The following is a 26,997-nucleotide window of genomic DNA, read 5'->3' as shown; positions in this document are numbered from 1 at the left end:
TGAAGGAGGCTGGGAGATTACAAGTGTTGAGTTTAGTAATGAAGATCTTAAGAAAACCAAAAATAGAAGATATCGTATATAACATACAAAATAATGAAGAAGATAAAGAAGCTTTTATCGTACAGTATCAGCCGTTTATTAGAAAATCAATCTCGTCTGTCTGCCGCAGATATATTACAGAACAGGATGATGAATATAGTATTGGATTGTTTGCGTTTAATGAAGCAATAGAAAAGTATTCATATAAAAAAGGGAAATCTTTTCTAGCGTTTGCTGATCTTCTTATAAAAAGAGATGTAATTGACTATATACGCAAGGAGTCTAAGCATAACTTTGTCTTTTTAAAAGAAGATGAGCAAGAGGAAATGTTAGAAATGCAAGTATCGCTTACGGAGTATATGAAAGAGATGGAAAATAGTAACCGTAAGGAGGAAATTCTTCATTTTCAAAGTGTGTTAGCTGAGTTTAAAATCACATTTTCAGAGCTTGCTAAAGAATCCCCTAAGCATCGTGATACGCGTGAGCACTTACTAGAAATTGTGAAGATTATTATAAAAGAAGAGGAAATGATGGAAGAGCTGTTCCGAAAGAAAAAGTTACCGCTTAAACATATTGAACCGCGTGTTAGGGTAAGTCGTAAAACGTTGGAGAGACATAGAAAATATATCATTGCAATGTGTATTATCTTCGCAAATAACTATACATACATTCTTGATTATATAAAGGGAGGGAAGCATGATGAATAAAGGAATTGTAATGGATATAAAAAAACATAGCGTAGTTGTTTTAACGCCAAATGGAGAGTTTATTACGTGTAAAAGAAAAGGGAATTCTTGCGTGATTGGAGAGGAAATCTCGTTTGAAGAACAAGAACAAAGAGCATCGCGTTTTTCAATCCCTTATTTCTTAAAGCCGGCATCATTACTTATTGCTTGTTTTCTATGTGCGCTTTTATTTTTCTACAACCAACCGGAAGAAAAAGTATTTGCTTACGTCTCAGTTGACATTAATCCAAGTTTAGAGGTGAGCGTAACGAAGGATCTTCGCGTTATAGATTTACAAGCTTGTAATGATGATGGAAGGCGTATTTTAAAAGAATTGAAGCAATGGGAAAACAAACAATTGCAAGAAGTGATACGTACAATTATAAAGCAGAGTCAAGAGGATAAGTATTTAACGAATGATAAGCAAGTTATGCTAACAGCTGTTGCAAAGGATAAGTCGTTAGAATCGAAGTTGGAAAAGGCAATGAAAGAATTAAAGAAAGAGTATGAGCTAAAACATATTACAGTTGAATATCAAAGTAGCACGATGCAAGTACGAGAGAATGCTAGAAAAGCTGGAATTGGCACTGGTGTTTATATAAAGCAAGAGAATGAGAAGAATAAATCGCTTACGCCTCCTGCTACGCCGTCTAATCAGGTGGAAAACGAAGAAGAGGTGCAATCGCAGCCGGAGTCATCTCCTGATGTATCACCAGATTTGTCTCCTGTAAAAGAAAAAAAATATGAGAAGCCAGAACATAAAGAACAAAAGGAAACAGAGGAACAGCCATCTAGGCAAATAAAAGAAAATGATGGACAACAGCAAGGAAATAACGGAAGAGGATCTCAGCAAGAAAATAGAGGATCCCAACAAGGAAATAATGGAAATCAGCAAGGGAACAACGGAAGAGGACCTCAACAAGGGAATAATGGGAATGAGCAAGGAAACAACGGAAGAGGGCCTCAACAAGGGAATAACGGAAATCAGCAAGGAAACAACGGAAGAGGACCTCAACAAGGAAATAATGGGAATGAGCAAGGAAACAATGGAAGAGGACCTCAACAAGGAAATAATGGGAATGAGCAAGGAAACAACGGAAGAGGGTCACAGAAAGAAAATAATGGGAGCGAGCAAGGAAACAATGGAAGAGGATCTCAACAGGAGAATAGGGGCCATCAACAAGGCAATGAAAAGAAGAATCAATAGAATATGGAAGTGAGAGATTCATTTTAAAGCGAAAAGGGTTTATCTCGCTATTGCGGGCAGTAAAACTCCCATCTCAAAATTTGGCTAAGGCAAAGAAGTTAGGTGGGAGTTGGGCTGCTTAAAGTTGCACTTTACTATTCTATAGTTCTATTAAGAAGGAGTATGTGAAAAATATAATGGAGAAAAACATTCAACAAGAGAAAGATAAATCTAAACCTGTTTTTTATGATCCGAAAGGAAGGAGAAACATAGCTTTTATCTCGTTTCTATGTATCTCAATAGTTAGCGTAAGTATTGTATTTTATTTTTTCTTTCAAAGTATTTTTTCAACACCAGAAATTCCAAATATGAATCCTACTGTAAAACAAGATACGAAACTTGTACCAATTAATCAAAAACTTAGTGAGGAGCAGTTAAAGAAGGAAGAATTCAAGCCAAATACTGAAATGAAGGATAATAAAAATTTGGTGAATTCGACAAACGATAGTAAACAACATAAAGAGGTGTATGGTTTTTATGTAAATTGGGATGAAAATAGTACAGCATCTTTAAAAGAAAATATCGGTTCATTAACCACGTTAGTACCAGAATGGTATCATTTAAAAGAAGATTTAACGATTAGAAGTGAGATAAAACCAGAGATTGTAAAACTAGCCCAAAAAAATCATGTGAAAATTATGCCGTTACTTACTAACTATACAGAAAAAGCTTCTGGCCCTGATAGTGAGCTTATTCATAAGTTACTGAATTCTCCGAATGATACGAAAACGAAGTTTATTAATAATTTAGTAAACCAAGTGAAAAAGAGTCAGTTTTCAGGTATTAATATTGACTTTGAGGCCGTACCTGAAAGTGATAGAGAAAACTTAACAAATTTTATGAAAGAACTTACTACGGCCTTTCATAAACATGATTTGCTCGTCACACAAGATGTTCCAGCTAATGATAAGGCTTTTGATTATGGTGCATTAGCAAAGATAATTGATCGAATGATTGTAATGATGTACGATGAGCACTATGGAGCCGGGGAACCAGGACCAATTGCTTCAAATAAATGGTTCCAACATACATTGAAGGAACTGAATATTCCGTCTAATAAACTTATAGTTGCTTTCGGTAACTATGGATATGATTGGGAAGTAAATAGTAAAAAATCTGCGAAGTCTTTAACTTTTTCAGAAGTTATGACAATGGCTCATGATTCCAATATGAAAATTCAATGGGATAACATGAGTGGAAATCCATATTTTAGATATAAAACAGGAGAGAAAGAACATACTGCTTGGTTCTTAGATAGTGTTACTCTCTACAATCAAGTGAAAATCGCAATGGAAAACAATGCAAAGGGGTTTGCGTTATGGAGGTTAGGAGCAGAAGACCCTACAATATGGAAAGTTTTAAAAAATCCAATTGAGGCACAAAAAAATCCTAATGCATTACATAAAATTACTAGTTTAGATGAAGTGAATTATGCTGGACAAGGTGAAATTTTGCAGATTGAGAATGAAAGAAAAAATGGGTTGAGAGATTTCAAAGTAGGAAAAGATGGGTATCTTACAGATGAAGTATATGAATCCTTACCATCTGCATACAAAGTGCAACGACATGGGAAACCAAATGGGAAACAAGTAGTATTAACATTTGATGATGGGCCAGATCCGAAATATACACCGGAAATTTTAGATATATTAAAAGAGAATAAAATAAATGCTGCTTTTTTTGTACTTGGTGAAAACGCGCAACTACATCCTAATATTGTGAAAAGAATATACGATGAAGGGCATGAAATTGGCAATCATACTTTCAAGCATCCCAACGTCGCTGATACGTCTTTACTACGAACAAAATTAGAGCTTAATACGACGCAACGTTTAATTCAAGAAATAACTGGACATTCTACTGTTTTATTTAGACCACCATATGAAGCCGATGCTAACCCGGATTCATCAAATGAAATATTGCCTATTTTGCGTGCACAAAATATGAACTATACAATGGTGGGGGAAGAAGTTGATCCTGAAGACTGGGCAACACCATCAACAAATGAATTAGTAAAGCGTACTCTTACTCCCATTTATAAGGGAGAGGGACATGTTATTCTTCTCCATGATGCGGGAGGGAATCGTACCCATACGGTAGAAGCGCTTCCCATTATTATTAAAGAACTTAAAAAAAACGGATATAGTTTTGTAACAATTTCAGATTTAATGAATAAAGAACGAGATGAAATTATGCCTCCTGTTTCTTCTGAGGGTGAGCAATATTTACTTTACAATAAAGCTGTCTTTTCAGGAGCGGGATACTTTAAACATATATTAACAACTATTTTTTATATTGCTATTGGATTAGGTATTTTTCGCTTCTTATTCTTAATTTATTTTGCATGGAGGCAGAAAAGAAAAACGCTATCTCGCTATATTAATACGTCCTATCAACCTTTTGTTAGTGTTGTCATAGCAGCATATAATGAAGAAAAGGTGATAGCCAAGACGATTCGCTCAATTTTGGATAGTAATTATAGTGAGTTTGAAGTTATTGTTGTGGATGACGGATCGACAGATGATACGTCAAAAGTAATGCAAGAAACATTTTATAAACACCCTAAAGTTCGTTTCATTCAGAAAGAAAACGGTGGGAAATCATCGGCAATGAACCTAGGGTTTCAACAATCGCGAGGAGAGATCATTGTCACTTTAGATGCGGATACTATTATTGCGCAAGACGCTATTTCTCTCATGATTAGACACCTCGAAGATCAGAATGTAGCGGCAGTTTCAGGTAATGTCAAAGTGGGGAATAGACGAAACTTGTTAACTACTTGGCAACATGTTGAGTATATTACAGGGTTTAATTTAGAACGTAGAGCTTTTGATGAGTTAAATTGTATTACAGTAGTTCCAGGAGCTATTGGGGCATGGCGTAAAAAGAATGTAGTTGAATCTGGATATTTAAGTGAGGATACTTTAGCAGAAGATACGGATCTTACTATTACATTTTTACGTCAAGGATATAGAATTGTATATGAAGAAAAGGCCTATGCTTTTACGGAATCACCTGAAGATGTGAAAAGTCTCATTAAACAGCGATATCGTTGGTCATATGGTACACTGCAATGTCTTTGGAAACATCGAAAAGCAGTGTTTCATACAAAACATAAAACATTAGGATTTATTGCATTGCCTAACATGTGGTTATTCCAATATGTTCTGCAATTCATTGCTCCTTTTGCAGATATATTAATGATTATGGGGCTATTTGGTAGCAATCCGCTAAAAGTTTTAGGATTTTATCTTGCATTCTTTTTATTGGACCTTCTCGCATCTCTCTTTGCATTTAAATTAGAGAAAGAGGACCCTAAACCGTTAGTGTGGTTAATTTTACAACGCTTTATTTATCGCCAATTTATGACTTATGTTGTCATTAAATCTATATTCTCATCTATTCGAGGTGTAGCGGTAGGATGGAATAAATTAAAGAGAGTGGGGAGTGTTGAGCATTCCACGGAACATAAGGAGGCATCTTAAGAGAGCAGGTTATCTGCTCTCTTTTTTCATTGGTTTTAGTAAGTAATATGTAGTATAAAGCCTTCGCTTCCATAACGAAATTCCTAATCATTACTGATAGTGAGACATTATGTTAAGAAACTCCTTGAGTTTCGGGAAAAGTTTTTTTATATTTTTTTAAAATGACGGACACAAAATCTTATATCCTTTCGAATTATATATATGGATATCAATAATATTTATATAAAAGGGGAGAAAAAATATGAAAGAAAAAAAAGAAATGTTTGAAGAAATCTCTGAAATACTAAAGGTATTGGCGCATCCAGTCCGTTTTTCCTTAGTAAAAATAATGCTGACAAAAGGCCCTACTAATGTAACAACAATGTATGAAATGTTACAAATGCCTCAAAGTACAATTAGTCAACATTTATCTAAACTAAAAGCTACCAAAGTCGTTACAGGTACTCGGAAAGGGTTAGAAATTTATTATGAGGTAACTGATAAGCGTACAAAATCAATATTAGCATGTTTAGTTTAAATGCTGATTGTTTAGACATTAAGAAGAGGATGCTAAAGTAATTCTGTGACTACAATTTTTAAGATTCTATACAAAAGTAATATGTATAAGTGTATGTGATTTTCTTATTAACATAAGTTGTATGTAGTAGACTGGTTATTAATTTGTTATACTTCTAGATTATTTTATTTGTTTAATAATATTGTATAATCTTCACCTTGTTAAATTTAATATTATTTTATTAAAAATTAGTAAGGTGAAGGATTATTTATGTACACATGAAATATTTTATAAAGAGTACGACTTTGCTCCAAAGTTACATTTTTAGTTTTTTATCTATAGATCTAATACTAAATGGAAAAAAACTGAAATATAAATGTAATTGAAAGGAGTGAAGTAACAATGGAGGTAAGCCTTTTTTTAGGTTTTTTTTGGGGATGGATAACGGTTATCATCTCAGGGATACTTTTTGTGCGACCATCTATACTACGTGAACTGAAAAAATTAGTGGTGGAAGACAGAGGATTTGGAATTATGTATGGCTTTCTATCAATTTTCCTCGGGTTAGGTACTGTAATCCTACATAATGTTTGGACACTTAATTGGCAGGGACTCATTACACTTATTGCATGGCTTGCACTATTAAAAGGGATTTATGTAATTGCATACCCTGAACCATCCAAGAAAACCGATTTTGAAGTAAGGGTACTATCTACTCGTATAGTGCTTGCTATCCTTTGTGCTTTATCTTTATGGATGCTTATCATACTTTATATGAAATAGAGACAAATATTTTTGAGCATGGGAGTATGTAGGTGGGGAGTTTTGGGTAGTCCTTTGGAACGGGATTTTATAGTTAACTGTAAATGTAGTGTTTCTTCCCTTGTAGATATGTTTTTATAAATAGTGAGATGGGTAAAACGAAGAGAGTCCTAAATAAATAGGATTCTTTTCGTTTTATAAAATTGAATTTATCTTGTATCACTAATACAATTGATAATCATTTTTATGGACTATTCGCAGTTATCTACCTTGTTATACTCAATGTCGGCTATGTGACCATCCGGTCGAATCAAAACGGTATCTATATTTTTAAATTTGGAATCTTGTATTTCTCCTATTATCACCTTTATGTGTGAATCAATATTTATTTTATTTATCTTATCTATATAAGAAGGGTGTATTAATAAGATAAATTTACCATCCTGCATTAATTCAAAGAGTTTATAACTTTTCTTATTTAGAGAAGAAATAGTGAGATTTGTACATCTTTTTCCTATCAATGGATGCCTTTCTGTATCGTGCATCGACGAATACATTATCCCTAAGCCACTTACTCTTTCAGATAAATCGTGATTTATCTCGGGGTATGTAAGTAGGTGCGAAAATAAATCCCTTAATTCCATTCCTGCGTTTGAAAAGTTTATCATTAATTGTTCTTGCGCTTGTACTTCCTTGAAAAATTGTTTTCCTACAGCATGTCTTTCAATATGATAACTTTCTAATAGGCTTTCATATTTTTTTTGTTTTATTGCGAGCCCTAATTTCCAGCCTATATTAAAAGCATCTTGTAGACCTACATTCAAACCTTGTCCTCCAGCAGGGAAGTGAATATGTGCTGCATCCCCTGCTAAGAATACACGCTTATGTTGATAAGTATTTGCTAGTTTGGTTGCATTGCCAAAACGAGAAAGCCATATTGTGCTTTTAATTTGAAGATGTTCACCTGTAATACTATAAATACTATCTATAAACTCTTTTTCTGTAACAGCAACATGAACGGGTATTGTCTGATTCTTAGGATCAACAATTGCAAAACGAAATACATCAGGTGTAATAGGTACCATCATTAATATCCCATTTATATTAGAAGTAGATAAAAATGGAGTATCTGGTATATTTTCTAAAATAATATCACCTAATATAGCAGTAGTTGTTGTGTTTGTTCCATTAAACGGTATATTTGATAATTCACGAACTTTACTTCTTGCTCCATCAGCTCCTATTACATATGGAACTTCTATTTTATATATTGTTTCTCTTTGTTCTATTTCTAGTTGTATGAATGTTTCATATTGTTTTAAGTCTTTTAGAGTATGCCCGCGTTTAATGACTACACCTAATTCTAATGCACGTTCTTCTAATATTTCTTCTGTAATAGATTGGGGAATAAAAAGTGTATACGGAAAATCAGTATTTAAATTTTTAAAGTTTAATCTTGTATCTAAGGCAGCAAAATGACTTGTATTTAATTTCTTGCCTCTAGCTAAAAATCGATCTGCAATACCTCTCATAGCCATCAATTCTAAGGAGCGGGGGTGTAGTGTGAGTGCTCTAGAATTTCGTACCCGGTCTAATCTTCTCTCTAAAACAACAACTTTTACGCCTTGGATAGCTAATTCACATGCTGCCATAAGTCCAACTGGACCACCACCAACTATCGCTACATCATAATAATTGTCCATATTATGCCCTCCATTTATTTAATTGTTTAAGAGCTAATGTAAAAAATGTAAATAGATTTATAAATGCTATCTATTGTACATATATAATTATACTTCATTTTAGTTTCCTTGGAAACTAAAATGAAGTTTCTAGGAGAAGTCTACATAGTAAGTGTGTAGTTAAAGCTATATAGCGTGTCTGCAGCAGTAGCCATTGGGTAGCATTGATATGTAATGGCATTTGCATTAACGGCTACAGATTCTTCTACTTGTGCTATTTTTGGGTGAAAATGCTACTGCTGTAGTGCCATGTGGGAGTTATAAAGGTCTTTCCGCTATTCGTAGTTTTAATGAAGTAGTAGTGGTTGTAACTCGACTTCAAATAATTCGCTTTCCATTTCATTAAGTGCATACATTGATACAGGATGTGGAGAGGTATTAGATAAGACTTGTGATGAAAGAAGTTCTCCTGATGATGAGTAAAATGTAACAACCACTTGTGAAAATGGAGGGACCATAATGATTACACGGTCAGTTTTTTGTAACGTATTAACCAACTCCAAAATAATATAGTTTTATAAAAATTAAAAAACAATAGATAAATATAAAGATATTATTATGGGTACTTTTCCGATAGTGAATTAAGCAAATTAATAAACTCTTTATTTTATTGTAAATAATTTAAGAGCACACAAATATGCGTGCTCTTAGAATAGAAAGGTAGTTTTCTATGAGTAGGGAGTCCCCATACAATAAAATATGCTTGTCCAATTTAAATGTGAGAAGTTTTTTATAAAAATGCTATTTGGTAAGTCTATGTGAAAAATCACCTTGTACAGGAACTCTTTGCAAAGTATTTTGTCTACAGTCATGATTATTAAAGTTGATGAGAGCTGTTATTCGGCTAATAAAACCACATCTTAAATTGTTGACTATATGTCTAACAACTAGGATGCGGTTCAATGAATAAAAAGTATAGGATACTTTTGTTATAAAGAGTATTTATAGATGAATGTTATTGTTTTTTACTTCTGAAAGATTTGAGGTTCTAAATTACAAGTTGTTGGAGTCCCTCTACTATAACATTTCAATAGAGATATTAAACTACTAATATGAATGTATCAGATTTAATAAAGACGGTAATGTTCTTTTAGTCATGTAATCTTTTCATTTGATGATCTTTTCCCCATTCACATAGTTCATCCATAATTTGCATTAAAGATTTCCCATATTCACTTATTGTGTATTCAACCTTTGGTGGTACTTCTTGATATACAGTACGATGGATAATCCCATCAGCTTCAAGTTGCCGAAGTTGTTGAGTCAGAACTTTTTGCGTAATGTTTGGGATTTCTCGTCGGATTTCACTTGTTCGCATTTTTCCATCCATTAACACACATAAAATATGAACTTTCCATTTTCCGCCGATTACATCAAGTGTCGTTGCAATTGGGCAGTCATCATTTTGATTCATATAACACCTCCACAGGTACTTTAAGGTTCCTATAGCACTTTAAAGTACGTACTTTTCAATTATATGTGACTCATTCATACTAATACGTAAAGGTTTGAATAATTTATAAAGGGGATGGAAGATGATGAAAACACTTGTAATTGTAGCACATCCTGATATTGAAAAATCAAAAATTAATAAAAGATGGATTGAAGAACTTGAGAAATATTCGGATGAAATTACGGTGCATGAATTATATAAAGTGGCACCGAATTGGGAGTTTAATGTGGAAGAGGAACAAAAGCTATTAGTAGAACACGACCGATATATATTTCAATTTCCGCTATACTGGTACAGCTCACCACCATTATTAAAAAAATGGTTTGACGATGTATTAACATATGGATTTGCTTACGGATCAAAAGGAGATAAAGTGAAGGGGAAAGAGTTTGGGGTAGCTATTTCTATAGGTGGATTAGAAAAAGACTATGAAAATAGTGGAATCACGATGGATGAGTTAACAAAACCATTTCAAGCTACGTGCTTATATACAGATATGAAATTTATACCTTCGTTTTATTTATACGGTGCTGAATACAAATTAAGTGATGAAGAGATTGATAAAAGCGCACCGGAGTATGTACGATATGTGATGAATAAGGAGTATTCGAATATATAAGAGGGAATAGCCATTTACTTATTAAGTAGATGGCTATTTTGATCCCGCGTTAACGGACAGTAAAACTCCAATCTCAAAATTCAGTTGGAGCAAAGAAGTTAGGTGGGAGTCGGGCTGTCCGTAAACGTCCGATTGGTGAGGGGTGATTAAAGTTTCACTTTATAAAATTTATATTCACTAAGTGTAATCTTTAGTAAATTAATAGTTAATCTGGTAAAATAAAAACCTAACATATATAAAGGGGAGTTTTACTTGAGAACGATGCAAAAATTATTACAAAAAAGAGCAATGCAATCACCAAATTTGGAAGCGCTTGTAGGGGGAGAGAAAAGGTATTCGTTTCAGCAGTACAATGAACGAGTAAATCAGCTTGCACACTATTTGTTACAAAGCGGTGTACAAAGAGGAGATCGTATTGGAATACTATGCAAAAATAATCATCCATTTCCAAGCGTTATGATGGCAAGTTTAAAAATTGGTGCTGTATGTATTCCACTAAATCATCAGCTTACTGCGTATGAATTAGAAACGATTGTAAAAGAAGCAAAATTAAAAGTGTTAGTTATTGATGAAGAGTTCCATGAAGCTTTAAAGATTGATGCTGTTAAAGAAATTCCTTATGTAATGAAAACGACAAAAGAAGGCTTTGGTTCATTTGAATTAACATTACAAGAACAGCCAAGTACAGAGCCGAACGTAGAAGTTCATGAAGATGATGATGCGATTTACTTATTTACTTCAGGAACGACTGGACAGGCGAAGGCATGTGTCATTGGACATAAAAACTTACATCATTATTTTGCTGAAATTGCAGGACAAAGAGAAATTCCAGCAGGTGAACGCTTTTTATCCGTGCATCCATTGTTCCATATGAGTGGCGTGCTTTCTATTTTAAATTGCATTTATCATGGCGTTACGATGATTTTCTTAGCTGATTCGAATCCTACTCTCATTTGGGATAAGATTGAAGAAGAGAAAATTACGACGATGCTTGCGTTCCCAGCTGTTTATAGCTACATGCTTGATGAGCTAAATAAAAAAGAGCGTAACATTTCAACCTTTAAAGTAGCGCAAAGCGGTGGTACAAAAGTGCCAGAAACACTTATTCAAAAATATATGGAAAAAGGAATATATATGGTGCAAGGCTATGGGAGTACAGAAGGTTGGGTTGTCACTTCATGGCATCCAATGATGGGAAAAGAAAAGATGTCTTCTGTAGGAAAAACTTTGAAACATGTAGAACTGAAAATTGTTCATCCAGAAACAGGTGATGAACTAACAACAAATGAAGTTGGCGAGATTCATGTGAAAAGTCCATACATGTTTAAAGGGTATTGGAATAATGAAAAGGCGACGAAGAAGGTAGTAAAAGATAGTTGGTTTAACATGGGCGATGCTGGCATGATAGATGATGACGGATTCCTGCATATTATGGGAAGATATAAAGACGTTATCATACGCGGTGGTGACAACGTATATCCAGATCAAGTAGAAGATGTCATTCATGAAATACATGGTGTTTTAGAAGTTGCGGTAGTTGGGGTTCCGGATGACTTTTGGGGTGAGGTTCCGACAGCGTATATTGTAAAAGATATGCAAACGTCCCTAACAGAAGAAGAAATTATACAACATTGTAAAGAAAAATTAGCAAGTTATAAAATACCAGAAGTTGTATTTATGGAAGAATTACCGAAAAACGCTTTAGGGAAAGTGTTGAAGAGGGAATTAAGAGAAGTTGTACTTGTAAAATAAAAAGCGATTAGATGATGAGGAATCCAGTTATGTATAAAGCATAACTGGATTTTTTGTTTAGAACATAATAATTTACTAGATTTTGTATTTTGTGTAAGATAATAAAGAATATTCAATCATTAATTAGAGGAAGAGATATAAATGAAGCTGCCGCTATTGCAAATAGAGACAGAAAGACTTATGATCCGTCCGTTCCAAAATGATGATTATGAAAGTTGGTTCGATGGCTTTCATAAGAGGTTACCATCGCAGTATAAATATGACGACGGTTATCAAGTTATGGCGTCATCAACGAAAGAATGGTTCACGGAATGGATAAGAGGGTTTGATGAAGCAGCACATCGAGATGAGATGTATGTATTAGGTATTTTTCGTAAAGAAGATGGAGCTAATATTGGAAAGCTAGAGCTTATAAAAATTTTACGCATGGACTATCAATGGGCGATGATGGGGTATTCCATACATAATCAATACTGGAAAAATGGATATGGCATGGAAAGTGTGAAAGCCGCATTATCGTTATTTTTTAGTCGTCTTCATTTTCATAGAATTGAATTACATATACGTGTTGATAATGAGCCATCCGTTCGTCTCGCGGAACGAGCAGGTTTTTCTTTTGAATGCAAGAGAGAGGCGTTTTCTTTAGAGAATGGTAAGTGGATGGATTTTCTTATTTATTATAAAAATAATGAAACGAACAAATAGGGGGCTAAAAAATGAAGAACATAAACGTATTTCATTATGACGCATTCACGAATAAACCGAATATGGGAAATCCAGCAGGTGTTGTATTAGAAGCGGATGGATTAACAGAAGGGGAGATGCAGCGTATTGCTGAAAAAGTTGGGTTTAACGAAACGTCTTTCGTTCTTTGTTCAGAAGTAGCAGATATAAAGATTCGCTATTTTACTCCCGGTCATGAAATGGATTTATGTGGTCATGCGACAATAGGGACTATATATGCACTTCATGAAAGGGGATTATTAGAAGGGAATCATAATTTAACAATTGAAACGAAGGCAGGGATTTTACCGATACATATAGGTGCGAATGAAAGTGGAGAAACAGTTATTAAAATGAGACAAGCAACACCCCAGTTTCAAGGTTTTACAGGTTCTCAAGAGGCATTAGCACATAGTATTGGTCTTGAAGTAAATGATTTAGATGGAAAATTACCAATTGTATATGGAAGTACTGGTATTTGGACTGTAATTGTACCTGTTAAAAATCTAGAAGCATGTGAGAAAATGAAACCTAATAATAATGAATTTCCATGTGTGTTAAAAGAAATACCGAATGCCTCTATTCATCCGCTTTGCATAGAAACATATAATGCAGAAGCAAAAATGCACGGTCGTCATTTTTCATCACCTTATTCTGGAACAATAGAAGATCCAGTGACAGGAACAGCTTCAGGTGTAATGGGAGCGTACTATGCGACGTATTTGAAGAAAGATTTTGATCATGAAATGGAATTAATCGTTGAACAAGGACAGGAAATGAATAAAGATGGTCGTGTAACGGTATATGTAACGAAAGATGTAGAAAATGAGAAGTTAAAAATAGATATTGCTGGAACAGCGGTGTATGTGAAAGAGTTTGAAGTTTCGATATAAAAAAGAAAGCCCGGAATACATCCGGACTTTCATTATCTGTTCAACACTTCAATATACGAAGCGTCTCCAGTTGTTCTTAAAGCAGAGCGGAAATTGTTGTTTTCTAACGTTTTAGCGACTTGCTGTAACTGCTGTGCATCATCATGATGGATAAGTAAGCTATCAGCACCGCTTTCTTCTATATGAATGTGCTCAACATTTCCAATAGCATCATGTACCGCTTTTAAAAATTCAGGTTTCATAGTGACCTCCTATAGGTATGTAGCGTTATTGTTATTATCTCCCTATTTTTGAAATATAAAAGTAAATGAATTTTTGTTATATTAAGATTTTGGAAGGGGTTTCCTATTTGTTTGTCAAATAATAGTAAAGTTGTCTTTTAAATTAAGGGAATCTTCGGAATTAAAAGGTGAGGGAATGGACATTTCAATAATTGCTACACAACTCGTTAGGGAGAAAGTTATTTCAAATGATCCAAATAGCATAAAAGTGTTGAACGGAGGAACGACAAGTACTGTGTATTTGTTGGATGAAAAATATGTAGTAAAGCTGAATGAACCGGACGTAATACGTGAAGAAGCTAATTTTCTCTCGTTTTATGGGGGGAATACTTTATTTTCAAAGCTTTTGTATAAGGAACCTTTCCATACATATTTCGTATATTCTTTCCTTGAAGGTAATACTTCGTGCGAACAAGGATATAAAAGAAGTACGCTTCGTACACTTATAAAAGAAGTTATTAATAAGTATAAAATTGTCCCAGAGGCAGATGGCTGGGGGTGGAAAGAAAGTCCGGTTCAATCTTGGAATGAATTTTTAAAAGGAAATGTGATGGAAGCTTATGAAAATGTAAAACGTTACATAAATGAGGAAGAGTATAGAATTGTTCTTAAACTAGCAAATAGGGATGCCGGAGTAAATCAGCCATTTTTATTACATGGTGATTGCGGATTTCATAATTTTATATTTCGGCAAAATAGGTTACATGGGGTAATTGATCCGTTACCAGTCCTTGGAGATCCTTTATATGACTTAATTTACGCGTTCTGTTCAACTCCGGAGGATATAACGAAAGAAACGATTGATTATGCGATGGAACAATGTGTATTTCAGAAAAAAGAGCGGGATTTGTACGACGAAATAGTCATAGGATTATATTTGCGTATAGATACATGTTTGAGACACCACCCGAAAGATTTAGAAGATTATTTACTAGCTTGGCGTTATTGGATGGACGAAATCAATCCAGCTTTATAGTACAAATAGTTGGGGGGAGATAATGAAATGAACATAGCAGAAGCAAAAAGAGATTTAGCACAAAGAACGAAAAGAGGATTTCCAGTTATAATAGCTGGTTTTTTATTTTGGGTTGTAGCGAGTGTAACCGGTATTCTTCTTTCTGAAAAGCAAGTTGTGTGGGTGTATTTAATTGGTATGGGCTGTGTGTTTCCTTTCGGCTTAATAATAGCTGCTATATTGAAAATTGATATGTTTGCGAAAGGAAATCCGCTAGGAACTTTAGCTGGATTAATTGGCGGGATAAATGTATTAAATATTCCGTTTGTATTACTTGCCTATTTTCAATTTCCAGAGTGGCTACCTTTTGTAGTAGCAATGTTAATAGGAGTTCATTTCGTACCGTACGTATGGATTTATGAAAGTAAAAGTTATGGTTTATTGGCAGTAGGGACTGTATTCGTAACGTCAGTTTGCGGGATTCTTTTTGCAGAGAATGGATTTGCTATAATTCCATTGTCAGTTACAGTTGTCTACTTACTCACTCTAATTGGTCTATTAATTGAAAATAAAAAATTAGATCAGTATCAACAAAAATCAGCTTCATAAAAATATAGGGGTAGGGGGAATTATGATGGAAAATTTCGTTTGTACAACGTGTGGCGTACAGTATGCAGCGAGTGTGGAAGAACCGGTAAGTTGTGTTATTTGCGATGAGGAGAGACAATATGTAAATCCGAAAGGGCAGTCTTGGACGACTTTAGAAAACTTGCGAACGAGTGATACATATAAAAATGAAATGATAGAAGAAGAGCATGGACTTTATAGCATTACGACAAAACCAAAATTTGCAATCGGTCAAACGGCATTTGTCGTAAAGACAGATTCTTATCGATTATTATGGGATTGTATTACTTATTTAGATGAAACGACAATTGAGAAGATAAAGGAGTGGGGCGGGTTAGATGCGATTGCACTATCTCATCCTCATTATTATTCAACGCAAGTAGAATGGGCAGAAACGTTTGATGTACCAATTTATATACATGAAGACGATAAAGAGTGGGGAGTACGCCCGAGTAGCCGTATTATTTACTGGTCTGGTGAGTCTTTACAATTAGCGGACGGAATTACTATTCATCGTCTCGGAGGACATTTTAGCGGCGGTTCTGTATTACATTGGGAAGAAGGAAATGATGGGAACGGTATTTTATTAACAGGTGATATTATTCAAGTTGTAGCGGATCAGCAGTGGGTGAGTTTCATGTACAGCTATCCGAACTTAATTCCATTACCGGCAAGAAAAGTGGAGGAAATGGCGAATCGAGTGAAGCCGTTACAATTTAATCGTTTATATAATGCATTTCACGGAGTAGTGAAAGAGAACGCTAATGAGGCAGTGGAACGTTCTGCTGAAAGATATATTAAGGCAGTAGAAGGAAAGTTATTTCATACGTAAAAGGAGAATTAGCTATATGAAAACTTTAGTATGTTTCGGTGATAGTATTACAGCTGATGAAAAAGACGGCTTACATTTTGGTCGACAAGGTTATGAGTATGTAGCGGAGTTAATTGGTAAAAAGTTAAAAGGGATTTTGTAAGAAGCAAAGTGTGTGCGCTTTGCTTTTTTTACTCGTGTATTTCCTCCTACAATGTTGCTGTGTTCATTGCAGTAGCTTTTATTATGCTAAACATATAGGGAAGAAATGAATAAAGTGGAATATAATTTGCTGCGCTAATGGAATGCATCCAAGACTTAACAGTTGATTAATTGAACTGTAAAGTTTAAAATTACAGTATAGTTTTTAGAAGTGAATTGTTATTGTTTGTAAAAAACAGATAAATTAAATATTCTCGAATAAATAATATAACGTGTATTTCACTTTAAACTGTAATTTTTTTTAATACATTTTAATAATCTATATAATAATTTTAAAATGTAAAGGAGTGTGTGTAAAATATGGTGATTTTATATACGACAGCAAGCTGTAGTTCATGCCGAAAAGCAAAAGCATGGCTTGAAGAACATCAAATTGATTATACCGAAAAAAATATCGTATCAAATTCGCTTACAGTCGATGAACTTAAATCCATTCTTCGTTTAACTGAAGATGGTGCTACTGAAATTATTTCAACTAGATCTAAAACTTTTCAGGAATTAAATATAAATATTGAGGCGCTTTCGCTTAATGAGTTTTATAAATTAATAATTGAGTATCCTCAAATGTTACGTCGTCCAATTATGCTGGATGAAAAAAGATTACAGGTTGGTTTTAATGAGGACGAAATTCGCAAATTTTTACCGCGTAGCGTTCGAACATTTTTGAATGTTGAATTGCAAAAAATGGCTAATTAATAAGTAATATTTTGAAAGGAGGAAACAGAAGTGGTTGAAGTACGTGTTACAGTTAATTATAAAGATAGAAATTATCACACAAATGTTATTGTGAGTAAAGATACGATTTGGACACAAATTAAACAATTGGCAGAAGAACAAGTTAAGAAACAGTGGACTGTTTAAATTGATTTGCGACTTAAAAAGCTACATGAAGTTAGGAGATATAGGGGAGTTCTGATAGAATATAAAGGGGTTTAATTTTTCATGCTAAGCATGCTTCTTATATTTTTACGTTTGACTAACCTATCTGTAATATTTATGGCTACAGTAAGTTACTAAGCGAGAAATCATATTTTTTATCGTAGGAGGACAACAATGAACAGCGACTTTACCTTGGCCATACACAGTTTAACTTATTTAGCTTTACAGCCAGATCGAATGTCAACAAGTAATGCTATTTCCGAGAGTGCAGGTGTTCATCCCGTGCGTATTCGCAAAGTGCTAAGTTTGTTAAAAAAACATAAGTTTATACAATCAAAAGAGGGAACTGGCGGAGGCTTTATTTTTGCCCGTGATTTAAGTGAAATTAACCTTTGGAATATGTATCAAATAACTTCTGAAGGTGCGTTGCAGCCGAAGTGTCCAGAATCAAATGATCAGTGTATTGTAGGTTCGAATATGCGGAAAGTTCTTTTTGCTATTTTCTTAGGTGCAGAAGAACATCTAGGTGAATATTTAAAGAATTATACAATGAAAGAAGTTGTTGACCTTATTAATCAAGAACGTTAAACGGCTTAATTATTATGTAGCCGTGAGTTCTTAAAAAATAACTGTAATTAAAAGAATTACAGTTCGAGTTAGTTTTTATCGTTTCAAAAAATATGTATAAGAAGGTGAAAAGGTATGGTGTCAAATAATAATCATGTTTTAAAAGTGGGAGATTGGGTTCGTGGAATATCAAATGAGGGTGAATTCATAGTTGGTTACATTGTATCACTTGATGAAGTAGAAGATGTAGTTACAGTTAGCATTGTGAAACGTGACGATAAGTACACAAAAAACGAAGCGATTTTACTCTTTAGTAAACACGTTAACAAACTTCCTGAATCAAAGGTAATAAATAAGGAACAAATCCTTTATCTTATAGACCTTGCATTATTAACAGGGGATGAAGAATGGTTTATTGAGCTCTCTGCAAAATTAAACTCGATAAAAGAGCTAGTTAATGAGGGGTTTTAAAGATTATATTATTATATTTTCTATGTAACTGTGCAAATTCAAACTTTTGAAGGGGCACACAACCCGCCTTATGGAGAGGATACAATTACTTTTCGTATAAAAGGAAATGAAATAAAATCCATTCATTACAAACATAGAAATATTCTTGAAGAAGAGTTGAAAAAACTACAATTAAGATGACATTGAAGTGATTTGTTTGCTAACGCCTAATAATGATGTAAATAAGCTGTCTGTATACGGGCAGCTTATTTTATGTTTTCGTTTAGAAAAATGTTAGCGGTTCCCTCGTTACCATCAAGTTAAAATGTATATGAATGCAATATCTATAATTTATATCCTAAAAATTGGTTTGTGCATTTAAAAAGACAATTCTTTTAAACCACATTAATTATTTATTAGAATATCTTTTTAAAATTAAAATAAAATTTTCGATAAAGAAATATATATAAATTTTTAAAATGAGTAGTTTAAATACACAATATTTTACTGTATTTTATGCTCATTAATTCCGTTTTAAGCGATAGGAACAAGGGTTGCGTACTAACTGTAAAATATTATCCATGTAAAATTATATCCATTTAATATTTCTGAAAATATAAAAATATTAATTTTATAAATATACACGTTATAATGAGTGCGTCGAGAGAAATTTTATTATCTCTGGAGAAAATATAAAAAATGCGATTATTAGTAAGAAGGGTGTGTGGTTAGAGGAGAAGTGTATGTAAAGTGCTTCAGTGGCTTGTGTAATCAATACCATAAATGCTGCCGAAGCTATGAAAGTGATGTATAGAATTGAGAAAGAAATGCCTCATAAATGAAGAGAGGCCGGTTTAGCTGAAATTACTATTACAAGTAATTCAGAGAAACCATTAAAGTAATACATTGTTATTAGAAATGTTGCAACGTATTTATGAAATCTATTCTATATTGTTCTCTTAAGCGGTCTTTATATAAGGAGCGGATAGTACGAGTAAACTTTTTTGTTAACGCTAACAATTATATTAGGACGCTATCTAGTGAATGTTTTAATTTGGATTCATTTTGATGAAGGACTTGCAATGTGGGGCAACTTGTAAGGAATTCATTTTCCGAAAAAAATATTCGCTAGCCATAAAGAGAGATACAGGAATAGATAAAAGGGGGAGTTATTATATGAACGGGAATACTGCAAAGAAAATAGAAGTTCAAGCTGAAAATAACGCACGAAAAAATGAGCAATATGCAGATCCGAAAAAGTGGCATAAGCAGGATACTACATGGGCATTGAGCCTATTTGGAACTGCAATTGGAGCAGGGGTGCTCTTTTTACCGATTAATGCAGGTTCAGGTGGATTATTATCATTACTACTAATTACATTGCTTGCATATCCAGTTATGTATTACTCACATAGGGCACTTGCTAAAATGATATACGCTTCTAATTCTGCTGATGAGGGGATCACAGGTACAATTAGAGAGTATTTCGGAGATAAAGCGAGTATCATTTTTAACATCGTATATTTCGGTTCAATTTATACAATCGTACTAATGTATTCGGTTGCACTTACAAATACTGCAAGTAGTTTTATCGTACATCAATTGCACATGCCAGAGCCTCCAAGGGCTATTTTATCACTTGTATTAGTTCTTGGTCTTATCGCTATATTGAATTTTGGTCAAGATATTACTGTAAAAGTCATGAGTATGCTAGTGTATCCTTTCATAGCTTCTCTACTGTTTATCGCAATATCTTTAATTCCACAGTGGAATACGTCAATGCTTAGCTTCTCAGCTGTTTCTACTGCTTCAACAGGAACAGGATATTTTGGAACGATATTAATGATTCTACCAATCATCGTATTCTCATTTAATCATTCACCTATGATTTCATCATTTGTTGTGAAACAGAGAGCTACGTATGGAATAGAAGCTACTGATGCTAAATGTGCACAAATACAAAAAGTTTGTTACATTATGACATTTGTTGTAGTTATGTTCTTCGTTTGGAGTAGTGCACTGAGCTTAACTCCAGATGATTTAAAAATGGCAAAAGAGCAAAACTTATCAATCCTTTCTTATCTTGCGAATGAGCTTAATTCACCTGTAATTACGATTGCAGCTCCAATCATTGCTTTTGTGGCTATTACAAAATCTTTCCTTGGCCATTATATCGGAGCATTTGAAGTAATGCGTGACATGATTATTAAGTTCGGTAAATCACGTGGAAAAGTAATTGAAGAAAAAACAATTAAGACAATCGTTCTTACTTTTGTTGTATTATCATGCTGGTTTGTTGCTTATACAAATCCAAGCATTCTTGGACTTATTGATTCTCTAAGTGGTCCATTAGTTGCTGCTATCTTATGTCTATTACCGATGTATGCAATTCAAAAAGTACCAGTACTAGCTAAATACAAAGGGAAAATGAGTAACGTATTTGTTATTATTGTAGGTGTGCTTACTGTTTTAGCAAGTATTAAATCATTATTCTAATTCACGATTGTTAGTTCTAATACAAAATAGAACGATTTTGGGACAGGCTTCTCCGTTTGGAGAGTCTGTCCTTTTTAATGCGTTACAATTTAATCTTATTGATTTTATGGGATATTTCCGCATAATTGTAACTAAGGGAGATGATTTCAGATTGAGTAAACTGAATATTAGTACAACGGTTTCGGGAGATATAATTGTTACCCGTCTAATCGGCAAAATTAAAACAGATGATGTGTATGAATGGTTTAATGGTCTTGAGCAAGTTTGTCAGCAATTCATTTCCGAGGGACGGAAATACAAATTGCTGGTCGATAGAAAAGGATACACGCCAGATCATTTTTCTGTTCAAAAAATATGGAAAGAGAAGTTTTTCAATGAAACGATTTTGAAACACAGTAAGGCAATTGCTTTTCTTCTTGAAGAAGGGGAGATACTGAATTATTTACAACAGTCTAATACAAAAGAATCTGTAAAATTCTTCGATGATTATGAACAAGCATTCCTTTGGTTGAATGAATATCCAATATGAAACTGTTAGTGAACCAGCTGCTTAAGCAACTGGTTTTTTTATGTTTGCGAGTAGTATTCGGAAGAAAACTTCTATACGAAATGTTTAGCATTAGAGGACATACATTTTTAGTGCGTTAAATATAATTCATAATAGCACCAGGAAGAAATGAATACGCTTTACGGTATTAGATATATTGATTTTAAAAATATCAATGCGGCATAAAGTGAGTAAGGGGGATAAACATATGAGTACTTCGAATTTGAATGAAATTAGTAAACAAATTTTAATAGAGGAGGAAACACTTCAATTTTCCTCTTTTACAAATGAAGATGCACTGCAAATAGGATTATTTATCGTTGAAACAGCAAAAAAGGAAGGGAAATTGATTGCTGTTGATATAGCGAAAAATGGTGTGCAACTATTTCATTTCAAGATGACAGGGACAACTGCGGAAAATACGCAATGGATTGAGCGTAAAAAAAGAGTTGTTTCTTTGCATAATCATAGCTCGTATTATATGCAAATACAAAGTGAAATAACGGGCGTTCCATATAATGAAAAGTATCTTTTAGATAGGTCGGATTATGCGGCGTTTGGTGGATGTGTTCCTGTTCAAATAAAAGACGTAGGGGTTATTGGAATGATAACTGTTTCAGGATTACCACCAGAAGAAGATCATGAATTAGTTATAAGGGCAATCAAAAATCATTTGAAGCAATAACAAAAAGGCAAGACCGAACAAGAATATGTTCGGTTTTGCCTTTTTGTTATTCTTTTTTGTAAATAGCGAAGAAGATACTTGATTATACACTGTTTTTTGATTACATCGCCTTCTTTCAGTTTGTGATATAGCTGTATTAGTATCTCTTTTTTATGCATCTGTCACTTTTGTTAAATGACAAAGAAGAGTAGCTTAAATGTAATAAATCAAGTAATAAGTTGTTAATGATTCCTATATTTCTTGATAATTACAATAGATTAATTTAATGTTACTAATTCCCATTAAAGACAGGTCGCTTTAAGATAAAATTTGATGATTAAAATTGCTGCATTTCATATTAGTGTAAATATGAAACATCTAGGATACATGAATAGAGAATGGTTAAAATACTACCAGATGCCGTTTCTATTATAAGACTTTTTAGGTAAATTGAAGCGTCTTGGACAAGAAGTAGAGTGTTTAGAGTTAGAATGATTGGCAACTGGTGTTAATAAGTTCAATCATTAAAAATGAAATCATTTAAAACCATATTTTCTTCGAGGTGTATCATTTTGAAGGAGATTAGAACTCAGGAGGAAATAAATTATGACAAAAGATTTCTATACTGCACTGAAAGAAAGACGTACTTATTATGGGATTAATAAAGAGGTACAAGTATCAGATGAAAAAATTAAAGAAATTGTGGAGTTTGCTGTGAAATATACTCCGTCAGCTTTTAATTCTCAAACTGCGCGATTAGTTGTATTATTTGGTGAAGCTCATAATAAATTATGGGATATTACAACTGAAACATTAAGAAAAGTAGTTGGAGATGGAGATTTTTCAGGAACGCAACAAAAAATGGATTCCTTTAAAGCTGGTTATGGAACCGTACTATACTTTGAAGATGAAGCTATAGTTAAATCACTTCAAGAAAAATTTGCTGCATATGCTGAAAACTTCCCGATTTGGTCACACCAAGCATCAGGTATGCACCAATTAGTCGTGTGGACAGCGTTAGAAGCAGAAGGATTAGGAGCATCTTTACAACATTATAATCCATTAATTGATGATGAAGTAAAACAAGAATGGAATGTTCCTGCTAATTGGAAACTTATTGCACAAATGCCATTTGGTAATCCAACAGCTGCACCAGGGAAAAAAGAATTCCAACCACTTGAAGAGCGTGTGAAATTTCATAAATAATATTTAATGGACATCATCTGTAAGGAAATTGACTTTTTCATGGACAAAAAGATTCTAGTTATGAATTCAATGACAAGTGTAACAATATGTATATTTCAAAAAAACACGAAGGACTTTAAGTCTTCGTGTTTTTTTGATTACTGTCTGAAAGAGAAGAATTAAAAGCGTAAATGAAATTATAGGATATGTAAACAATTGATAAGAATTATGTAATCGATAATCATGAATTAATGTAACTATACCAATGAGTAACGCACTGACCACGATCATGATGGATTACACACGAACATTAGCATTATTAATAAAGTAGCTTATCTTTAAGGTTATTAGGATGAATTGTAAGCTCCTTATTTTAATATATAGAAAAAAGTTTGCAGAATTTCTCTGCAAGTTCTTTTTGTTAGGCATGGCATTTTATTTATCATTATTTCGTATTAATTGGTAATTAGGATAATTAATAATATGAGGATTTACGTTCAATTTTTTGCGGGCGATAAAATTTTTAATAAATAGATAAAGGCTAAATAGAATTACGAAACAAAGACTCTTCATTTTAAACCATTTTTCTTGACGATAATAATTTATAGGGTTAATATACTAGACGTTAGGTTATTTAATTACTAAAAGTAATTAAATATATAATATTTCGTTAAGTTTGATAAGTAAGTTGAGGTGAAAATGCTTTGAATTGCCACTATTAATATTGGGGACAATTAGAAAGCGACAAATATAAAGAATTAGCAATTAAGAAGTAAGATTGGATACACAACAATAGTAGCTTCTGTACAATGCATTTTTACTATAGTGAAAATGACTATACATCACGAGGGGGACTGAAATTGGAATCAATGACCTTTGTTTTATTTGGAGCAACAGGGGATTTAGCTAAAAGAAAAATTTACCCCGCGCTATATAACTTATATAGAGATCAAAAGCTTCCGAAGCAAATATCTGTTATTGGGCTTGGAAGACGTGAAGTATCTCATTTAGATTTTCAAAAAAGAGTAAAAGAATCTATAGAAACTTTTTCTCGTCGCAAAGATGAAGGGACTCCGAAAATAGAAGGTTTTTTAGAGTATTTTCGTTATTGTCCGTTGGATGTGAATAAGCCAGAAGATTATAAAAGGTTATTACAAGTAGTTCGTGAAAGGGAAGAAGAACAAAATATACAAGGGAATAGAATGTTCTACCTTTCAGTTACTCCTGATTTCTTTGAGACCATTGCTTTAAATATTAAGGAAAGTGAACTTGATAAAACGGATGGATGGAAGCGCCTAATGATTGAGAAACCGTTTGGTCATGATCTTACATCTGCCCGAGAGCTGAATGATAAGCTTAGCCGAACGTTTGAAGAAGACGAAATATACCGTATTGATCATTATTTAGGTAAGCCGATGGTTCAAAATATTGAAGCACTTGAATTTGCAAACCCTGTTCTCCAATCGATTTGGAATAAAGAACATATTGCGAATGTACAAATCACAGCTAGTGAAACTGTTGGTGTAGAAGAAAGGGCAGGATATTATGATCATGCAGGAGCCATTCGCGATATGGTTCAAAATCATATGCTGCAAATATTAATGATGACTGCTATGAATCTGCCGGAAAAGATTAATGCATGTGAAATTCGTGAGGAAAAACGAAAGGTCATGGAGACTCTTCGTAAAGTGAAAAAAGAAGACGTTCAGAAGCATATCATCCGCGGACAATATGCTTCAGGGGAGATAAAAGGACAACCAGTTGTAGCGTATAGAGAGGAGCCGGGAGTAAATCCTTCTTCTCAAACAGATACATTTGTTGCGGCTCGCTTATGGATTGATAACCCATTTTGGACTGATGTTCCTTTTTACATACGAACAGGAAAAAGAATGAAAGAAAAGTCTACTCGTATTGTAATTGAGTTTAAAAACACATTAAAACAGCAGTATCAAGATAGTAATCCAAATGCAGCGCCTAATTTGTTAATCATTGAAATTAGCCCAAATGAAAATGTTTCACTCCAATTAAATAGTAAAAATCCATTGAACAATGGAGAGCTTGAACCGATCCGTATTCATTTTACTTGTGAGCAAACAGGATTGGGAGTACCGGAAGCTTACGAAAGACTTATCTATGACGCTGTATGTGGAGATTCTACATTCTTTGCACACTGGAGAGAAGTTGAATTGTCATGGGAATGGGTGCAGCCAATTCTTGAAGCGTTCGAAGAGAACTTGTTACCTCTTCATGAATATGAGTCTGGCTCGTATGGTCCAGATGCTGCTCATGCTCTATTACAAGAAAGTGAATTTAAATGGTGGTTAGATGAGGAATGGAAAAAGTAAGTACATTCTTATAAGTAAAGCAATATGACAAAAAGATATTCATCATTTTATTAACATGTATTTATGATGAAAGGTAATTCAAGGAGGAATTATATTATGAGAGTTGGATTAATTGGTTTAGGTAAAATGGGATTAAATTTAGGGAAGAATTTAATGGATCATAAACATGAAGTAGCTGCATTTGATTTAAATACGAGTGCAGTGGAAGAAATGAAAGATTACGGGGCTACAGGTGTATCTAGTTTAAGCGAACTTGTTCAATCATTACAATCACCAAGAATTCTTTGGGTAATGGTTCCGCACGCTGTCGTTGATTCTGTTATTGATGAAGTTACACCATTGCTTTCAAAAGGAGATATTTTAATTGAAGCTGGGAATTCACATTATAAAGAATCTATTCGCCGATACGAGCAACTAAAGAAAGACGGCATTCACTTTATGGATGCAGGAACTTCTGGTGGAACGGAAGGCGCTCGTAATGGAGCTTGTTACATGATCGGAGGGGATCAAGAAGCTTGGGAGATCGTTGAGCCTATCTTCCGAGATACAGCTGTAGAAAATGGATACTTATATGCTGGAAAAGCTGGTAGTGGTCACTTTTTAAAAATGATTCACAACGGAATTGAATACGGAATGATGGCTGCTATCGGTGAAGGATTTGAGGTTTTAGAGAAGAGTGAATTTGACTACGATTATGAAAAAGTATCAAGAGTATGGAACAACGGTTCAGTAATCCGTTCATGGTTAATGGAATTAACAGAAAATGCATTTTCTAAAGATGCGAAACTGGATGAGATTAAGGGCGTTATGCATTCTTCTGGTGAAGGGAAATGGACAGTAGAAACAGCATTAGACCTACAAACAGCAACTCCTGTTATCGCAATGTCTCTATTAATGCGCTACCGTTCATTAGACAATGATACGTTTACAGGAAAAGTAGTAGCAGCACTGCGCAATGAATTTGGTGGACATGCTGTAGAGAAGAAATAAGCATTTTAATATTATAACTCGATAACGTTTAAAAAATGGAGGG

At 33.8% G+C, this 26,997-nt stretch carries 25 protein-coding genes and 2 pseudogenes; 24 read left to right on the top strand and 3 right to left on the bottom strand.

What is annotated here, in order from left to right; all coding sequences use genetic code 11:
• The first annotated feature begins 23 nt into the window (after positions 1 to 23).
• The 5 genes from sigI (at position 24) to AC3WVA_RS23540 (ending at position 6,774) form a co-directional block, all read left to right on the top strand.
• Positions 24 to 746, top strand: coding sequence for an RNA polymerase sigma factor SigI (sigI, locus tag AC3WVA_RS23560; protein ID WP_098347503.1), 723 nt, complete (start codon positions 24 to 26; stop codon positions 744 to 746).
• Entirely contained in the window at positions 736 to 1,971 is a 1,236-nt protein-coding gene (locus AC3WVA_RS23555; protein ID WP_492322201.1) for an anti-sigma factor domain-containing protein, read from the top strand. The genes sigI and AC3WVA_RS23555 overlap by 11 nt, the downstream gene beginning before the upstream one ends.
• A 176-nt stretch (positions 1,972 to 2,147) precedes the next feature.
• The gene (locus AC3WVA_RS23550; protein WP_098347505.1) at positions 2,148 to 5,495 is read left to right on the top strand and encodes a trifunctional glycoside hydrolase family 18/polysaccharide deacetylase/glycosyltransferase family 2 protein; all 3,348 of its coding nucleotides are present in this window, start codon (positions 2,148 to 2,150) and stop codon (positions 5,493 to 5,495) included.
• A gap of 241 nt (positions 5,496 to 5,736) precedes the next feature.
• The gene (locus tag AC3WVA_RS23545; protein ID WP_048525571.1) at positions 5,737 to 6,012 is read left to right on the top strand and encodes an ArsR/SmtB family transcription factor; all 276 of its coding nucleotides are present in this window, start codon (positions 5,737 to 5,739) and stop codon (positions 6,010 to 6,012) included.
• 381 nt (positions 6,013 to 6,393) lie between these two features.
• Positions 6,394 to 6,774 carry a hypothetical protein gene (locus tag AC3WVA_RS23540; RefSeq protein WP_087984109.1) on the top strand — a complete coding sequence of 127 codons (381 nt, stop codon included), beginning with the start codon at positions 6,394 to 6,396 and terminating at the stop codon, positions 6,772 to 6,774.
• A 230-nt stretch (positions 6,775 to 7,004) separates the two neighbouring features.
• On the opposite strand, the gene AC3WVA_RS23535 is transcribed toward AC3WVA_RS23540, so the two are convergent.
• Together AC3WVA_RS23535 and AC3WVA_RS23530 are read right to left on the bottom strand one after the other, a co-directional pair.
• Positions 7,005 to 8,456, bottom strand: a complete 1,452-nt coding sequence (locus AC3WVA_RS23535; protein WP_098347506.1) for an FAD-dependent oxidoreductase — start codon at positions 8,454 to 8,456, stop codon at positions 7,005 to 7,007.
• Positions 8,457 to 9,585: 1,129 nt separating this feature from the next.
• Complete coding sequence (locus AC3WVA_RS23530) at positions 9,586 to 9,909, bottom strand: winged helix-turn-helix transcriptional regulator (protein ID WP_001072966.1); 324 nt, start codon at positions 9,907 to 9,909, stop codon at positions 9,586 to 9,588.
• A 124-nt stretch (positions 9,910 to 10,033) separates the two neighbouring features.
• Between AC3WVA_RS23530 and AC3WVA_RS23525 the strand changes: the two genes are divergently transcribed.
• The 4 genes from AC3WVA_RS23525 to AC3WVA_RS23510 all read left to right on the top strand — a co-directional run bounded on the left by AC3WVA_RS23525 (position 10,034) and on the right by AC3WVA_RS23510 (position 13,935).
• Positions 10,034 to 10,567 (top strand): NAD(P)H-dependent oxidoreductase, encoded by a 534-nt coding sequence (locus tag AC3WVA_RS23525; protein ID WP_141539405.1) that lies wholly within the window; start codon positions 10,034 to 10,036, stop codon positions 10,565 to 10,567.
• A gap of 252 nt (positions 10,568 to 10,819) precedes the next feature.
• A complete protein-coding gene (locus AC3WVA_RS23520; protein ID WP_141539406.1) occupies positions 10,820 to 12,319 on the top strand; it encodes a class I adenylate-forming enzyme family protein in 1,500 nt (499 codons plus the stop codon).
• A 141-nt stretch (positions 12,320 to 12,460) separates the two neighbouring features.
• On the top strand, positions 12,461 to 13,024 hold the full coding sequence (locus AC3WVA_RS23515) for a GNAT family N-acetyltransferase (RefSeq protein WP_098347508.1): 564 nt from the start codon (positions 12,461 to 12,463) through the stop codon (positions 13,022 to 13,024).
• A gap of 11 nt (positions 13,025 to 13,035) precedes the next feature.
• Positions 13,036 to 13,935, top strand: a complete 900-nt coding sequence (locus tag AC3WVA_RS23510; RefSeq protein WP_098347509.1) for a PhzF family phenazine biosynthesis isomerase — start codon at positions 13,036 to 13,038, stop codon at positions 13,933 to 13,935.
• A gap of 32 nt (positions 13,936 to 13,967) precedes the next feature.
• On the opposite strand, the gene AC3WVA_RS23505 is transcribed toward AC3WVA_RS23510, so the two are convergent.
• Complete coding sequence (locus AC3WVA_RS23505) at positions 13,968 to 14,177, bottom strand: hypothetical protein (RefSeq protein ID WP_000801653.1); 210 nt, start codon at positions 14,175 to 14,177, stop codon at positions 13,968 to 13,970.
• A gap of 175 nt (positions 14,178 to 14,352) precedes the next feature.
• Between AC3WVA_RS23505 and AC3WVA_RS23500 the strand changes: the two genes are divergently transcribed.
• From AC3WVA_RS23500 to gnd, 15 genes and pseudogenes are all read left to right on the top strand, one after another.
• Positions 14,353 to 15,192, top strand: coding sequence for a phosphotransferase family protein (locus tag AC3WVA_RS23500; protein ID WP_098519936.1), 840 nt, complete (start codon positions 14,353 to 14,355; stop codon positions 15,190 to 15,192).
• Between the two features lie 27 nt (positions 15,193 to 15,219).
• Positions 15,220 to 15,780, top strand: a complete 561-nt coding sequence (locus tag AC3WVA_RS23495) for a DUF7010 family protein (RefSeq protein WP_098347511.1) — start codon at positions 15,220 to 15,222, stop codon at positions 15,778 to 15,780.
• Between the two features lie 25 nt (positions 15,781 to 15,805).
• On the top strand, positions 15,806 to 16,630 hold the full coding sequence (locus tag AC3WVA_RS23490; RefSeq protein ID WP_098347512.1) for an MBL fold metallo-hydrolase: 825 nt from the start codon (positions 15,806 to 15,808) through the stop codon (positions 16,628 to 16,630).
• Between the two features lie 55 nt (positions 16,631 to 16,685).
• Positions 16,686 to 16,772, top strand: a pseudogene (locus AC3WVA_RS23485) (esterase); the annotation flags it as partial.
• Positions 16,773 to 17,131: 359 nt separating this feature from the next.
• Positions 17,132 to 17,527, top strand: coding sequence for a transcriptional regulator SpxA (gene spxA / locus AC3WVA_RS23480; RefSeq protein WP_098347513.1), 396 nt, complete (start codon positions 17,132 to 17,134; stop codon positions 17,525 to 17,527).
• A 30-nt stretch (positions 17,528 to 17,557) separates the two neighbouring features.
• Complete coding sequence (locus AC3WVA_RS23475) at positions 17,558 to 17,692, top strand: BA3454 family stress response protein (RefSeq protein WP_098347514.1); 135 nt, start codon at positions 17,558 to 17,560, stop codon at positions 17,690 to 17,692.
• 192 nt (positions 17,693 to 17,884) lie between these two features.
• Complete coding sequence (saiR, locus tag AC3WVA_RS23470; RefSeq protein WP_001083471.1) at positions 17,885 to 18,298, top strand: Rrf2-family transcriptional regulator SaiR; 414 nt, start codon at positions 17,885 to 17,887, stop codon at positions 18,296 to 18,298.
• 114 nt (positions 18,299 to 18,412) lie between these two features.
• Complete coding sequence (locus tag AC3WVA_RS23465; protein ID WP_097906926.1) at positions 18,413 to 18,748, top strand: IDEAL domain-containing protein; 336 nt, start codon at positions 18,413 to 18,415, stop codon at positions 18,746 to 18,748.
• 15 nt (positions 18,749 to 18,763) lie between these two features.
• Positions 18,764 to 18,928 (top strand): annotated as a pseudogene (locus AC3WVA_RS23460) (DUF3888 domain-containing protein); the annotation flags it as partial.
• Positions 18,929 to 19,903: 975 nt separating this feature from the next.
• Entirely contained in the window at positions 19,904 to 21,223 is a 1,320-nt protein-coding gene (locus AC3WVA_RS23455) for an aromatic amino acid transport family protein (protein WP_048525115.1), read from the top strand.
• A 106-nt stretch (positions 21,224 to 21,329) separates the two neighbouring features.
• On the top strand, positions 21,330 to 21,752 hold the full coding sequence (locus tag AC3WVA_RS23450; protein WP_098881553.1) for an STAS/SEC14 domain-containing protein: 423 nt from the start codon (positions 21,330 to 21,332) through the stop codon (positions 21,750 to 21,752).
• A gap of 226 nt (positions 21,753 to 21,978) precedes the next feature.
• Positions 21,979 to 22,455 (top strand): heme-degrading domain-containing protein, encoded by a 477-nt coding sequence (locus AC3WVA_RS23445; RefSeq protein WP_071758701.1) that lies wholly within the window; start codon positions 21,979 to 21,981, stop codon positions 22,453 to 22,455.
• 585 nt (positions 22,456 to 23,040) lie between these two features.
• Positions 23,041 to 23,640, top strand: a complete 600-nt coding sequence (locus tag AC3WVA_RS23440) for a nitroreductase family protein (protein ID WP_098881537.1) — start codon at positions 23,041 to 23,043, stop codon at positions 23,638 to 23,640.
• Positions 23,641 to 24,479: 839 nt separating this feature from the next.
• The gene (gene zwf / locus AC3WVA_RS23435) at positions 24,480 to 25,964 is read left to right on the top strand and encodes a glucose-6-phosphate dehydrogenase (protein WP_098345520.1); all 1,485 of its coding nucleotides are present in this window, start codon (positions 24,480 to 24,482) and stop codon (positions 25,962 to 25,964) included.
• A gap of 96 nt (positions 25,965 to 26,060) precedes the next feature.
• On the top strand, positions 26,061 to 26,954 hold the full coding sequence (gene gnd / locus AC3WVA_RS23430) for a phosphogluconate dehydrogenase (NAD(+)-dependent, decarboxylating) (protein ID WP_098881536.1): 894 nt from the start codon (positions 26,061 to 26,063) through the stop codon (positions 26,952 to 26,954).
• The last annotated feature ends 43 nt before the right edge of the window (positions 26,955 to 26,997 follow it).

This window comes from Bacillus sp. EB106-04-02-XG92 (assembly GCF_058791995.1).
This window is presented reverse-complemented; position numbering and strand designations above follow the sequence as displayed.

What these genes read in the sequence shown, in the direction of transcription:
- AC3WVA_RS23555 (WP_492322201.1), top strand. Translation starts at nt 736, where the DNA reads ATGATGAATAAAGGAATTGTAATGGATATAAAAAAACATAGCGTAGTT.
- AC3WVA_RS23550 (WP_098347505.1), top strand. Translation starts at nt 2,148, where the DNA reads ATGGAGAAAAACATTCAACAAGAGAAAGATAAATCTAAACCTGTTTTT.
- AC3WVA_RS23545 (WP_048525571.1), top strand. Translation starts at nt 5,737, where the DNA reads ATGAAAGAAAAAAAAGAAATGTTTGAAGAAATCTCTGAAATACTAAAG.
- AC3WVA_RS23540 (WP_087984109.1), top strand. Translation starts at nt 6,394, where the DNA reads ATGGAGGTAAGCCTTTTTTTAGGTTTTTTTTGGGGATGGATAACGGTT.
- AC3WVA_RS23535 (WP_098347506.1), bottom strand. Translation starts at nt 8,456, where the DNA reads ATGGACAATTATTATGATGTAGCGATAGTTGGTGGTGGTCCAGTTGGA.
- AC3WVA_RS23530 (WP_001072966.1), bottom strand. Translation starts at nt 9,909, where the DNA reads ATGAATCAAAATGATGACTGCCCAATTGCAACGACACTTGATGTAATC.
- AC3WVA_RS23525 (WP_141539405.1), top strand. Translation starts at nt 10,034, where the DNA reads ATGAAAACACTTGTAATTGTAGCACATCCTGATATTGAAAAATCAAAA.
- AC3WVA_RS23515 (WP_098347508.1), top strand. Translation starts at nt 12,461, where the DNA reads ATGAAGCTGCCGCTATTGCAAATAGAGACAGAAAGACTTATGATCCGT.
- AC3WVA_RS23510 (WP_098347509.1), top strand. Translation starts at nt 13,036, where the DNA reads ATGAAGAACATAAACGTATTTCATTATGACGCATTCACGAATAAACCG.
- AC3WVA_RS23505 (WP_000801653.1), bottom strand. Translation starts at nt 14,177, where the DNA reads ATGAAACCTGAATTTTTAAAAGCGGTACATGATGCTATTGGAAATGTT.
- AC3WVA_RS23500 (WP_098519936.1), top strand. Translation starts at nt 14,353, where the DNA reads ATGGACATTTCAATAATTGCTACACAACTCGTTAGGGAGAAAGTTATT.
- AC3WVA_RS23495 (WP_098347511.1), top strand. Translation starts at nt 15,220, where the DNA reads ATGAACATAGCAGAAGCAAAAAGAGATTTAGCACAAAGAACGAAAAGA.
- AC3WVA_RS23490 (WP_098347512.1), top strand. Translation starts at nt 15,806, where the DNA reads ATGGAAAATTTCGTTTGTACAACGTGTGGCGTACAGTATGCAGCGAGT.
- spxA (WP_098347513.1), top strand. Translation starts at nt 17,132, where the DNA reads ATGGTGATTTTATATACGACAGCAAGCTGTAGTTCATGCCGAAAAGCA.
- saiR (WP_001083471.1), top strand. Translation starts at nt 17,885, where the DNA reads ATGAACAGCGACTTTACCTTGGCCATACACAGTTTAACTTATTTAGCT.
- AC3WVA_RS23465 (WP_097906926.1), top strand. Translation starts at nt 18,413, where the DNA reads ATGGTGTCAAATAATAATCATGTTTTAAAAGTGGGAGATTGGGTTCGT.
- AC3WVA_RS23455 (WP_048525115.1), top strand. Translation starts at nt 19,904, where the DNA reads ATGAACGGGAATACTGCAAAGAAAATAGAAGTTCAAGCTGAAAATAAC.
- AC3WVA_RS23450 (WP_098881553.1), top strand. Translation starts at nt 21,330, where the DNA reads ATGGGATATTTCCGCATAATTGTAACTAAGGGAGATGATTTCAGATTG.
- AC3WVA_RS23445 (WP_071758701.1), top strand. Translation starts at nt 21,979, where the DNA reads ATGAGTACTTCGAATTTGAATGAAATTAGTAAACAAATTTTAATAGAG.
- AC3WVA_RS23440 (WP_098881537.1), top strand. Translation starts at nt 23,041, where the DNA reads ATGACAAAAGATTTCTATACTGCACTGAAAGAAAGACGTACTTATTAT.
- gnd (WP_098881536.1), top strand. Translation starts at nt 26,061, where the DNA reads ATGAGAGTTGGATTAATTGGTTTAGGTAAAATGGGATTAAATTTAGGG.